The organism is Aureibaculum koreense (assembly GCF_034296135.1).
GTDB lineage: Bacteria > Bacteroidota > Bacteroidia > Flavobacteriales > Flavobacteriaceae > Aureibaculum.
In genome coordinates this window covers 1-13,703 of record NZ_JAXKVV010000032.1, presented here as the reverse complement: position 1 = coordinate 13,703, position 13,703 = coordinate 1, and the positions used below count along the sequence as shown (strand labels likewise).

At 35.4% G+C, this 13,703-nt stretch carries 5 protein-coding genes; 1 reads left to right on the top strand and 4 read right to left on the bottom strand.

The window, feature by feature from the left end; translation table 11 throughout:
* Nucleotides 1-43 precede the first annotated feature (43 nt).
* The 3 genes from UMM65_RS16735 to UMM65_RS16725 all read right to left on the bottom strand — a co-directional run bounded on the left by UMM65_RS16735 (nucleotide 44) and on the right by UMM65_RS16725 (nucleotide 8,152).
* Nucleotides 44-3,187: a glycoside hydrolase family 2 protein gene (locus UMM65_RS16735; RefSeq protein ID WP_321978208.1), complete on the bottom strand. Its 3,144-nt coding sequence runs from the start codon at nucleotides 3,185-3,187 to the stop codon at nucleotides 44-46.
* Between the two features lie 240 nt (nucleotides 3,188-3,427).
* On the bottom strand, nucleotides 3,428-5,164 hold the full coding sequence (locus UMM65_RS16730; RefSeq protein ID WP_321978207.1) for a RagB/SusD family nutrient uptake outer membrane protein: 1,737 nt from the start codon (nucleotides 5,162-5,164) through the stop codon (nucleotides 3,428-3,430).
* An 18-nt stretch (nucleotides 5,165-5,182) separates the two neighbouring features.
* Nucleotides 5,183-8,152: a SusC/RagA family TonB-linked outer membrane protein gene (locus UMM65_RS16725; RefSeq protein WP_321978206.1), complete on the bottom strand. Its 2,970-nt coding sequence runs from the start codon at nucleotides 8,150-8,152 to the stop codon at nucleotides 5,183-5,185.
* A gap of 197 nt (nucleotides 8,153-8,349) precedes the next feature.
* Between UMM65_RS16725 and UMM65_RS16720 the strand changes: the two genes are divergently transcribed.
* Entirely contained in the window at nucleotides 8,350-12,336 is a 3,987-nt protein-coding gene (locus UMM65_RS16720; protein ID WP_321978204.1) for a hybrid sensor histidine kinase/response regulator transcription factor, read from the top strand.
* A gap of 403 nt (nucleotides 12,337-12,739) precedes the next feature.
* Here the strand turns inward: UMM65_RS16720 and UMM65_RS17695 are convergent, their stop codons facing one another.
* The gene (locus tag UMM65_RS17695) at nucleotides 12,740-13,051 is read right to left on the bottom strand and encodes a LytR/AlgR family response regulator transcription factor (protein WP_415859573.1); all 312 of its coding nucleotides are present in this window, start codon (nucleotides 13,049-13,051) and stop codon (nucleotides 12,740-12,742) included.
* Between the last annotated feature and the right edge of the window lie 652 nt (nucleotides 13,052-13,703).

Here is a 13,703-nt window from a genome sequence, read left to right as displayed (position 1 = left end):
ATATGCATAACTTTAGATGAGAATGCAATACACCTACAATTACTTATTTTTTTAGTAATCTACTGGCAAATAACCTTGCTGTAGGATTGGTCTTTAAACGATTGGCCAATTGCAATTGGCAAATGATAAAGGCACCCTTCCCTTTTTTTAATTCAGCGGCGGCAGCATACTCTCCTTTAATATCGACCCAAGTTGTTTTGCCCGTTTTTAAAATAGTGGACCAAGCGTCGTTTTCTACTCGTACCATAGATTCTAATAAAGGTCTTACCAGTTTCTTTTCTTCATGATACCAAAACTTAAAATCGAACGGTTTAAAATCTTCGACCAATGGGTGCCCAGTTACAGGATTTACAAAATAATATTTACCCATGATGGTATTTTCAATAGTTACCTTTTCATCTCCCACTTCATGTTCTCCTGCAGGCAATTCAAGAAATATCAATCTTGCACCTTGTTCGACCAACTTATCGTATTCGGATTTATTTTCTTGATAATCCTCAAAATTACTTACTAGAATTGTGCTAGATGTAGATTTATTATTCGAAGGTTTAACGTCTAAATCTGAAAGTATTTGAAGAATGGTTTCGTCATTTGATGCCACAAATACATTGGTATTTTTGTCAGTTTCATTTTTAGGAAAAATATCTAAATCTATTTTAGATTCCGATACGCCTTTGCCCGCTTCATCAAAAAGTGCCAACCTTAACTGAAACTGGCTACGTGTATTTACTTTTGGTGCATCGGTTACAATATGGCCTTGAAATTTCGATCCATGTTCTTTAATTTGAGCTGCAGTTTGAGAAGATTTTAAGACCTTGCCCGCTTTTTCCCACTGCCATTTTAACGTATAGTTTTGCGGAATCTCAATTAGATCATTACTTATCCAGGCTTCAACTGATATAGCTTCCCCTTCGGTAAAATGATACCGGTCTGTACGCAAACTCACCATGATAGGTGCGAGGGCATCCCTATATACATAGAATGCTTTCTTCGGGTTACGGTCTACATCCATAATGGCTTTCATCCACCCAGATGGCCATGCATCAATAAATAAATGAATGGCAAAAGACACCATGCGGTCATCTCTTCGAAAAGCCTCTGTCAATAATCGTGTTCCCCAAGCTTGGTGGTTTTGACTGGCTTCAACCCAATCTTTTACGGTTACCGGTGTAGGATACCACATGTAATGAAAACGATTGGATTGGGCTTTTACCACCTTATCAGGATACCATTGATCGTTTTCATTCTTTGGAAGCCATTCTTTAGGCCAATACTTTTGAATTACCGAGTAGTTGTCTAAAGCTTCAGAACCAAACTCGCCACATGCAAAATACCAATTAGGCTTTACTTTTTGCCAATAGCCCTTGTGAAGCTCTCCCAAGCCCATGGCTTGACCGTTGTACCAAATATTATATAGGTGATTATCCGGAAGACCAGGAGATGGAGGGTCGTAATCGCCATCGCCAGCTTTGATTACCCTGTCGGGATTCCAATGATGTACAATCTGATCGCAAGCTTTATAAAAACGCTCATAATCCTGAGCAGAACTCATGCTACGTTGCGGATGCCCCTCGCCATTGGGGAAGCGTTCGTTCATATACGTTATAATAACGTTACTTGGATGATTACGTACCAAGCGTTCCATTTCTCCGGCTTGTTTTACGCCTTCTGCAAAAAGATTTGGTCTTAACGCACCGAACAATGGCAAATCGGTTTGTAACATCATACCCAATTGATTGGCATACTCATAGATTTCAGGTTGTACCGGTCGTTGTGTCAACCTTAAAAAGTTCATATTACAAACTTTGGCCAAAAGAATATCGTCTATTAACTGGTCCCAATCTTTATTTTTAACGTCTTGCTGCATATACCCCATTGTATTGGCACCTCTCAGTTTTATCTTTTCTCCATTTAGATACATCTGTCCTTTGGGTATGCTAACTGTATCTTGCGTAAAAGAACGCATGCCAAAGGTGGTAGCTTTCATATCGGTAAGCATACCGTTTTCATCCAACACTTTGGTTTGCAACTGATATAGATAGGGTGTGTCGTTGTTCCATAACCTAGGTGATTTTATAGGGATTTCAACTTTTAAAAAGTTTACGCCATACCCCATATACAAATTGCTCTCTTGCCAGTCTTGTGGTTTTGCTAAATCCCCTAAACCTGGTATATAGGTTGTAGATGGTATGTATTTGAAATCTTTAAGAACAACTTCCTCAAAGTTTTGTCCGTAGATACTCAAGTTCATAGTAATATACCTAAAGTCTTCATAATAATTATTCACTTCAAACCATATTTCTACAGCTTCTTTTTCTACCAATGGGCGTACAAAAACATCGTTTAAATGAATAGGATCACGACCTTCAATATAGCAATCTTGATAAATTCCCATTCCAGGAGGACAGTGGTGCCAACCGCTGTTAGGGTCGTCCCACCCTAAACCCGTTGATGCATAAATTTTATTTCCAAATTTTCTAGTACCTTCACTATCTCGACCACCTTGTGCAGGGAAATCGTTTTCGACCTGTACCAACAAGGTGTTTTCTCCTCGCTTTAAATAAGGTGTGATGTTAAATTCAAATGGTGCAAAAAAACCTTCATGGCTTCCTACAAACGCTCCATTTAAAAATACTTTAGCCCTGTAATCTACACCCTTAAAATGCAGAAATTGATTTTTATAATTATAAACTTCTTCATTTAGTGTAAAGGTCTTTCTGTAATAAGTAGTTACTCGGTTTTCTGGAGGTCCATAATGAGGCACTTTAACGTTTTCCCATTGCCCATTACCATGTAACACACTTGTAAAGTTGGCTTCATCTTCTTTGGTCTCGACGCGCCAATTGAATTCTTTTAAATATATACGCTCTCTTGTTTTAGTAGTTTTGGGAGCATAATTCTTCATGAACGGCATAAACTTAGCCCTCATGTGTTTTAATTCGGCTTCCAATTCTGCTTTAGAATCCATTTTATCTATAGGCTGAAAAGCAGACTTTTTACTTTTCATGTTAGGCAAGTATACTTCTGGAAGTACGGGAGGTAATTTGTCCTCTAATAAATGAAGCCGTGCACCTTGCCTTTTATTTCCGATTTTAGCAAATTCATCAGTTTCTTGAGCAACTACAGATACTGCTAGAAAAAAACATATTACTAAGGAGATATATTTTATTTTGATGTAAATCCTCATTTATTTAGTTAACGGTGTTAGATTTTCTTTTTCAAGCGAATTTTAGATAAAACATAAAGAATGGTAAAATGAAGTTTAAAAACGCTACTATCTTTAAAAATTTAACATATAAAATTTATTAGAGTATTTATTTAAGCATAAGAATATAAAGATAGTTTTTTAAATAAAAAGGCACCGCCACTACCAAAAGTGGATGGTACCTTTTCAAATAACTAACTCAAATAATTATTTATAAAAACATTAATAACCTGGGTTTTGTTCAATAACGGCACCTGTATTAAGATCTATGTCCTTTTGAGGTATAGGCCATAAATTGTTATGCGGTGCAATTGTTGTCCCTGCTCCCCACGGGTTTAACGCTTTGGTTCTTTCATATTGTAGACCGAGCCTGTGCAATGTAAGTAGACGTTGTTCTTCCATGGCTAATTCTCTTGCTCTCTCATCTAGTATATAATTGATGTCAACATCTGATGGATCAACCGGGTCGGCATTAGCTCTAGCTCTAACCACGTTGATATCAGCAGCGGCTAAACTCGTATTTCCATTACCTAAATAAGCTTCAGCTCTTAACAAATAAGTTTCTGCAAGCCGCATTACGTATTGGTCTCTATATATTCTACCCGTATTTATAACACCATCAGGGTGATTGTTTGGTGAGGTATTTTTCATGAAAAATGGATGCCAAAATCGAATTGCTTGCTTTTCAATACTAGCCGGATCTACATTCACTCCTGTTTTAAATAGGTTAAAAACATTTGTGTCGGTTACTACATCAGACGGATCTACGGATTGTCCGAAAAAAGCAGATGCAGGGCGATTATAAATAAATTGTCCCCTATCTACACGATGAATGTTGTACTCTGAATTTCTCATATCGTTATCATAAATACCGTCATTATCAATATCCCAGATATCATAACCCAAATAAGGTGTAGTAGTACACCAACCTACAGGACGACCATATAGATCAGTCAATTCAAATCCTGACTCTCCATTAGGATCTTTAAGACTGTGGTATCTTGCACCCCAAGCTCTTTCTACGTGCAACCCTTTAGCCCCAGTTCCATCTCCACCTCCAGGGGTTTGGTATTCCAGTTGTACAGAGTAAATATTCTCTTTATTGCCCCCGCCTGTATTTTGGTTACCTGTCCTGAACAAATCCCAATACACATCTCCAGGTTCGCTGGCTCTGGTGCCAAATCTACTGGTCATTAATTCGTAGTTAGGATCATCAATTACTGCTGTTGCTGCATCTATTGCATTTTCCCATTGTTCTAATGCTAAATACACTTCAGATAGCAAGTGATTTGCTGCTGCTCTAGTGACCCTACCATCCTGTTCTGCAACTTCGGGTAAGTTAGCTGCTGCAAAAATCAAATCTTGCACTGCAAATTCATAGGTTTCTGTTTTGGTTGATCTCACACGGTCTGTTACTACTTCAGCTAATTCTTTGTCAATTAGTATTACTCCGCCAAATAGATGTGCTAAAGATCTGTATGCATAGGCACGCATAAATCTTGCTTCGGCTATTATTTCATCTTTTCTGGTAGGCGTATCCCATTCAACATCTGAGTTTTCAGCACGATTTATGATTACATTTGCATTCTTTATCATACCATAAAAATGTGACCACCATCGGCTAGAAGGTTCATCCGTTGAATTTATAACCGAATAGTCCATTCTAGCAGAAGCTCTATTAAATCCTTCTCCAAAACCAGCAAAATCAGATCCTAAGCCAAAAATAAAAAACATATCAGGACCATCTTTTTGAATGTAAACCTCCCTTACAGATCTATGCAAATGGGTAATAGCGGCTTTAAATCCATCAGTGTCTTTAAATGCATTTTCTGGAACCAACCTATCTTTGGGTACCTCATCTAAAAATCCGTCATCACAGGAAAACGTTAAAAGCAACAGGCTAACTATTAGACTGCATTTTATTATTTTTGCTATTGTTTTATATCTATAATTTTTCATTCTCTTCTATTTTTTAAATTAAAAACTAATATTAGCACCTAAAATAATTGATTGAGCCAAAGGCCTGCCAAAAAGTGTCGTTCCCAGTTCGGGGTCATATCCAGTCCAATCTGTCCAAGTAGCTAAATTTCTACCACTTACGTAAAATCTTAAACCATTTAAGTTTATTTTTTTGATAACAGACGCATTAGATAAATCGTAGGCCAATGTTACGTCTTGCAGTCGTACAAAAGACCTGTCTTGGTCAAATCTATGCCCTCTTGGGGGAGAATAGTTAATAGCCGGTACCGTGTTAGAAGGATTATTAGGCGTCCAGTAGTTTAGCCTAACATTATTAGCTCTACCGGGGAAAAAGGTATTAGGGTTGAGTGCTCTGTTATCCCCTAAATACCAACCATCTCCACCTTGAATAGAGTTAATAAAAAATGATAGTGATAAATTCTTGTAGGTAAGCTCATTTTTAATTCCAAAACGATAGTTAGGATTAGAGTTGGCATAAATACTTCTATCGTCCTCAGAAATACCATCTACACCATCCGTATCTAAAATTCTAAACCATCCGGGTCTGTATCCTGAGGGTATATCGTCCCCTTCTTGATAAATACCATTGGTTTGGTAACCATAAATGGCCCCTAAAGATTCTCCAATAAACCAACCTCTCGATACGTCATCATCTTCAATACCATCGCCATCACTATCTTCACCATATAAGGATTTAATCTTGTTTCTATTAATAGAAAAGGTTAAGCTCGTATTCCAACTAAAATTTTCAGAACTTATATTTTCAGAATTTATTAAAACTTCGACCCCTTTATTTTGTATTTTACCTAAATTGGTCCAAACTGAACCATACCCAGTGTAAGAGGCTAAAGTTCTTTGAACCAATAAATCATTAGTTTTTGCGGTATATACATCTATATCTCCAGAAACTCTATTATTAAAAATATCAAAATTAACACCAAAATTTGTAGATTTTGTCGTTTCCCATTTCAAATTATCGTTAGGTATACTACTAGTAGATAATCCTACTGCTGTGGCACCGCCATTTCCAAATACATATTGGCTTGTGCCTATAAGGGCTAGACTACTATATGATCCAAGACCTTGATTTCCATTTTCACCATAAGAAAGTCTTAATTTTAACCTATTTAACCAACTAACATCTTTTAGAAAACCTTCTTCTGAGACTACCCAGGCCAATGATCCGGAGTAAAAGTTGGCATATTTAAAATTCTTTGCAAAACCCGAGAAACCGTCTCGTCTAAAAGTTGCTGCCAATAAATACTTACCATTATAGCCATAAGTAGCCCTTGCCATAAACCCTTCGCTCGAGTCGTCTACCGCACCGCTGTTAACCTCTTGGATTTCCCCTAATTCAAGGCTATTGTAACCGAGAGATAAATTAGCAAAGTTTTTAGCGTTTAATGTTGATTGTTCGGTATCAGAGCCATCTCTAGTGTATACAATAGTGGCTCCAACTTTATGTAAATCATTAAAGGTTCTCGAATAGGTTAAAATATTATTCATTAACCAATCTTTAGAAGTAAAATGAGTTTTGGAACCACTTCCGTTATCATCTTGTCCTTCTTTGGTATCTAATCCATAAAATCTGGCTGTTCTACGCTTGTTTATACCAACCGAGTAATCAAACCTAAAAGACAAACCTTTAATTGGAAGTTTAATATCTGCATAAAATGCACCAAACACATCTTCCCTGATATCCTGATCTTCGGAAAGTCTTCCGGTTAAGGGATTTCTAACCAATTGATCATTGTACGGAAAGAGGTTCAATTCACCCGAATCACCTTCTTTATAGATTTGAGATAACGGACTCGCTACTACCCCAGGATAATCATAAACAGGTTGACCAGAATAATCTCTATATGAATAGGTTGAGTTTAATCCGATTTCTAGCCATTTATTAATATTGTTAGAAAAATTAGCTCTAAGCGTTGTACGCTCAAAATCATCACCCCTAATAATACCTTCTTGATTTGTAAATGACCCCGATAAAAAGTAATTCGTTTTATTGGTTTTTCCAGATACACTTAGCTCATAATTTGTAATTGGTGCTGATCTGTACAATTCTTTGTTCCAATCTACCTCACTACCTTCGTTTAAACTTTCTATTTCTAATGGATTCAATACCTGTGTTGGGTCGTTACGGTCAATATCAAACCCTAAAGCTTCGAAATAGTCTTGTAATTTTACTATATATTCATCGGAATCCATCATGTCTAAAAGATTTGCTGCTCTTTGAAAGCCCGTATAGGTATTTAAATTAAACAACGGTTTTTCAGAACTCCCACTTTTCGTTTTAATGATAATGACACCACTTGCAGCTCTAGAACCATAGACTGCAGCAGCACTCGCGTCTTTTAAAACATCTATACTTTCTACGTCATTTATATTAAGTGCCGTTAAAGATCCTCTATAAATAATACCATCTAAAACAATTAACGGCCCGCTTTCTGCGGACAAACTGGTTCTACCCCTTATTGAAAATCCTGGAGCAGCTCCAGCACTACTTACAGCACCTATGTTTAGACCAGGTAAAGTTCCCTGTAACGCTTGAAAAATAGAGGTGTTAGCAGCAGCCGCCGCGTTACTTAGGTCAGCAGAAACAATGGCGCCTGTAACATCTTTTTTAGCGGAAGTTCCATAACCGATTACAACGACTTCATCTAATTGAGCTGCATCTTCTTTCATAGTAACATTAATGGTATCTTGATTTTCAACAGCTACTTCAACGGTTTCTAAACCTAGAAAGGAAAAGACTAAAATAGCGTCTTTATTAGCATTAATGGTGTATTTACCATCAAAATCTGTGGAAGTTCCATTTGTAGTTCCTTTTACTAGAACAGTAACCCCAGGGATTGGAATGGAATTTTCACCTACAACAATTCCTTTTATGGATGCTGTTTGTGCCATGGCATTAGTTAATACCAATAAACAAAAACCCATAAATAATAGATAACTTTTTTTCATAAATTTGTTTTGAGTTTAATTAATTTTTTTAACACTACAACGTTACTTAAATTACTCATGCACCTGTTAGTACAGAATCTAGTTTTTATAACACTTTTTCGATTCAATAGTATGTATTCGGAATTTTATAGCACAAATTCGGGATGCTGTGAGAAATGCCAATTAAATTCGTAAATTAGCAATTAACAGAAATAAGCATGCACAAATCGATTCAAATAGCATTTTTGTCCTTATTTATATGCTTTGAAGGAAATTCTCAATTTTTTAACTATGATATTCAAAATGGATTATCATCTCATGATGTAGATTTCCTGTGCGAAGACGATGAAGGTTATATTTACGCAGCTACCGGCGAAGGATTAAATGTTTTTAATGGAAGTGATTTTAAAACTTATAACCAGTATAATACCAGTGGTTTTAGCAATAAAATTACAACTACTTTACCAATAAAAAAGGGTTATGTACTTATAGGTAGTCGAGACAAGGGCTTATTTTTATTTGATAAGTTCAACGATGTTATCTTACCCTTAAGCTTAGATGCCGGGAAAACATACAAAAATATCTCCGTAGCCTCTTTGGCATTAAGTAAAGACCACAATAGTATATGGATCGGTTGTGAAGACGGCATGTTATTTACTTTTAAAGTAGAAGACCTAAAAACCGTAACCGAAGATAACTTAACCATAGAATCTATAAAAGTCACGGATGTTCAGGGTAGTATTCGAGTTATTCAACCATTGCAAGACTATATATTAATCGGCGGAGAGCGATCCTTTATTACGCGAATTGGCACTGTCTCAAATAATTACATTATTGATACTCCCATCACAATCGAGGGCGTTACCTCGGTACATACTATCGACTTTGTCGAAAGTAATTTATTTATCGGAACCAACATAGGCTTGTACAAAATTGAAAACTTTGGGTCAGGTGCCAGACATATTACCAACACCCCGTGGCTTCTAGATGATATAATAATTAGAACTGCCACTATTCACAATACCTTTATATGGGTCGGAACCGAAGGTCATGGTCTCTATAAGTTTTCCTTTGACAGCGGTGATTTAGAGGAACATTATACTTACACTAAAAACAAAAAGAACGGACTGAATTCGAAATATATATTAAGTTCATTGGTAGATAGTAATAATAACCTGTGGATAGGAACATGGCTAGGGGGTATGTATGTTCTTGACTTGAAGTCGTACAATCATACATTCATTTATGATAGCGAAAGCGAAATCGACTTATTCTCAAATATCGTATGGGCCATTGCAAAGACACCACGAGGTAAATACTATATGGGCACCCATGGTAATGATTTAGTGTCTTATGATTATCCTGACAAAAATTTCACTTCAGTACTGTCTTCTAAGGAAACCAAGTCTATTCCATCAATTTATTGGGATGATATTACCAAGCTTCTTTTTATGGGCACTTGGGAAAACGGTGTCAAAGTATTTGACACGGATAAAGACCGATTAACCGCTTCAAAATTAAATCTAGATACGGTAAGGAATGATCGAATTTATGCCATAACCAGAGGACCAAATAAGCAATTATGGATTGGTACCTTTGAACACGGACTATACCGTTTTTCCGAAGACAAGCAAGTGCTTGAAAAAATCAATTTATTCGAAAACACGAACGACAAAGGTCCAAATATAAAATATCTCCTATCCGATGTAGACCTCAACAGCCTTTGGGTAGCTACCGCCAAACAGGGTATTTTTAAAATTTCATTGTCAAACTCGGGGGCCATAGAGCATATTGCCACTTTTAAAATATTTGACAATACCAAAGAGAAAATTCTTCCGGAAAGTCTTTATAAGGATACCAATGGCACACTATGGATAGCCTGCAGAAACGGTATAGGTTTTTTAAAAGACAATATTACGCGAGAACTGCCCTTGCTAAAGGGTTTTGTGTCTACTGGTATAATATCAGATACCGATAAAAATTTATGGACCAGTACTTATAAAGGACTTTACAAAATAAGCAAAGACACCTTATCTGCCAAACCTTTCTTAAAAGATCATTCGTTCTACGATTTATTCTATGATTCTGAACAACATACAATTCTGGCAGGTAGCAATCATGGTTTGCTGAAAATGAGCACAAGGCTAAAAGAAGATGCCATAACACCCCCAAAGGTACTTTTATCCGATTTAAAAATTCTCGGCCAAAGAGTATTTCCAAACGCAAGCATGGGCAACGTTATACCGCTGTCTAAAAAATTGAATTATTGCGACTCTATCATTTTGCCTCATTTTGCACAAACATTTTCCGTAGATCTCAATGCTATATCTGCAAATAAAGTTCAAGATTATAAATTACGTTATAGGCTTAAAGGTTTCGAAAAAATATGGAACGAAACATCAAATACATCTACCACATCTTCCTACACCAATGTGCCTTCAGGAAATTACGAGCTACAAGTTCAAGTTTCAATTCAAGAAAATGTTTGGCTTCCCTTAACCCGAAATTTAACAATCATTAAAGAAAAACCTTGGTGGAATACTTTTTGGGCTTTTTTAGTTTATTTACTATTGTCTTTGATTATAACCATAGCAATATTAAAAGAAATTAGGGATCGTACCCAAATTAAAAAAGAATTAGAAATAAAAAAAATAACCCACGACCAAGAGCGTGAACTGAATGAACAAAAACTTGCATTCTTTACAAATCTCTCACACGACTTAAGAACACCACTTACATTGATAATGGGCCCTATAGAAGAAATATTGGATAGTCATAAAATTGGCGAGAAAACACAGGTAAAATTGCAAAGAACGCTAAAAAATTCAAAAATGCTACTGAATTTGGTAAATCAAATCCTAAACTTCAGAAAAGCGGAAACCGAACATTTGACGTTGAACATTAAAGAAATAGAACTTAATGTCTTTATTAGAAATATCTACAATCAATTTCATGAATTGGCACAAAATAAACTTATTGATTTCGAGCTTTCACTGAGCGACGAGGAAATTATTTTATCGGCAGACTCCGATAAACTTGAATCCATTTTTTTTAATCTTATTTCAAATGCCATAAAGTTTACTCCTCGATACGGACACATCGGCATTAGTACGCAAAAAGACGAAAACTTCATAAATATTACCGTGCAAGATACGGGAATCGGCATATCTCAAAATGACATAAACAATATTTTCAATAGGTTCTTTAGGGCTAAAAACAATAGAGAGCAAGGTACGGGCATAGGGTTGGCATTGACCAAAAAATATGTTGATGTACATGGTGGTCATATTGAAATAAAGTCAACTCTTAATATAGGTACGGAATTCAATATACGTTTTCCCGTCGTTAATAGCACTCGATCCGGCTCGAATTCTGCTATTCAAAATTCAAAAGAACTTCCGTCAAACGCTTCTTTGTCAACAGAGACCTCCACGGGTGCACATAAAAAACCGAATGTTCTAATTGTTGATGATAGTAAGGATATCAGAGAGTACTTATCAGAAATATTGAACGTAAATTACAACTTATATACGGCCAAAAATGGCAAAGAGGGCCTAGCGATTACCAATAAAAGATTGCCCGATTTAATCGTAAGCGATGTGATGATGGATACCATGGATGGTATTGAAATGTGCGGCTTAATAAAATCTAATGTAAACACATCTCACATTCCTATAATTCTCCTTACAGCCAAAAACTCAATAGAATCGAAGCTCGACAGTTTCCAAAAAGGGGCCGATGCTTATATCGAAAAACCGTTCAATAGCAAATTACTGTTAACCCGTATAGAAAAGATAATCGAACATAGAAGACGGTTAAAAAAGAAATTTTTATTATCTGATAATTTAACTTCAGCTGAAGCCCCAACATCCGTTGATGAAGAATTTATTAAAAAAATTATAAAGATTATCGAAGAAAATTTTTCCGACCCGCAGTTTTCAGTAAAGCACTTGACCGAAAAACTAAACCTTAGTCAAGATCAAGTATATAGAAAAATCAAAGGGCTTACCGGTTTATCGATCAACCATTTTATTCGGTTGGTAAGATTGAAAAAAGCTGCTTCACTACTAAAGACATGCAACCACACCATAAGCGAAGTATTATTTATGGTAGGCTTTAACAACCCGTCTTATTTCACCAAATGTTTTAAAGATGAATTTGGGGTTCTGCCTAGTGATTTTGCAAAAATAAAAACAAGTAGTTAAATTGCGGATATTGGTATACTATATTTAATCTACCAGAAAATGGGTACCTATTAGCTTAATCCATCTAGCTGCCTGTTTATCTATAACTAGGTTTTATTGACTTTTGCAATTTTTTTTTAATATATATTACAATCTGGCTTTAAAATGTTACTTTATCTGATTTCTAAAGCTTCTCTTAATTGGAATTTGTTCTTTGCTTATATGAACAAGCTCATAATCAATTAAAATACTTTTTGTTTATTAACAATATAAAATTTATGTATTTTTATAAAGCCGAAAGTATCTAAATATTCACTTTAATAAGCGTATGTAAGGTAAGTTTGCCACGAATGCTATGCGATACGACATATTCCCTCAATCTTTGATGTATAGAATACTGTCAAAACTCAAATGATGAAATCTTTTACCAAGATTGTATTTCCGGCAGATATTGAAGCTTCCGATTTTTTCTTACACTCTTCACTTTTTCTATTGCCGAAGAGAAACGATTAAAATCGAAAGGTTTCAATAAGTAGTTGGTAGCATTGAGTTTAAAAGCTACTATTGTATATTCTGCGTAAGCTGTTGTAAAAATAACTAGACAGTTCTTGGTTAGTTGAGCTGCTAGTGTAATTCCATCGATATTGGGCAGGCCTATGACTAACAAAATGAGCCAATAGCTTACCTCTTTGGTATAAGCTAGAAAATCTTCCCCACTGGTATATGATGCAGTCAACTTTAGGTCTAGATGTTAATTGATTGATATACATTGTAAGCTTTTGTCGTGCAAGATGTTCATCTTCTACGATATGTTAATAATTTAGAAATAGATATCCTAACGTTAATTGATAAAGTATCGCGAGAATATTTTCTTGAAAATTTTATCGAACAAAATAACCAAGAAAATATTAAATTCCTAAAAGAAACTCCTTGTAAGTATTCAACTGATAAAAATGTTCCATTTATGAGGTAAGACTAAACGATTGTAAATCTTACTCACATATCAATAAAGGAAATTTTAATTCAACAACTTGGGGTATGATTAAAAATTACGCGAAATCCAAAATTGTTTTCAATGTGATCGAAAGAGTAAAAACGGAATTAATATTTAGATAATTTTTTAAATATATTTAGAATTGCAAGCTGACGGTTAACAATAATGTCTAATCGCGAAGCGATTTTTTGAGTCTAAAGGGTATTTCCATACTTTAATCTGTTGATCTATCCAAGTCCGTTAATCATTAATCCTAAAGACATTAATAACTATTTAATACCATTTCTGATTTAAAAATACTCAAAAAATGTTTTAGTGTATAATTGATAACTGGTGATAGATTTTATAAGTTCAGGAGTTAGTTGGTTTACCATCTCAGTAATTTTATCTTGTA

Coding starts and splice junctions, on each gene's coding strand:
- UMM65_RS16730 (WP_321978207.1), bottom strand. CDS start 5,164: ATGAAAAATTATAGATATAAAACAATAGCAAAAATAATAAAATGCAGT.
- UMM65_RS16735 (WP_321978208.1), bottom strand. CDS start 3,187: ATGAGGATTTACATCAAAATAAAATATATCTCCTTAGTAATATGTTTT.
- UMM65_RS16725 (WP_321978206.1), bottom strand. CDS start 8,152: ATGAAAAAAAGTTATCTATTATTTATGGGTTTTTGTTTATTGGTATTA.
- UMM65_RS16720 (WP_321978204.1), top strand. CDS start 8,350: ATGCACAAATCGATTCAAATAGCATTTTTGTCCTTATTTATATGCTTT.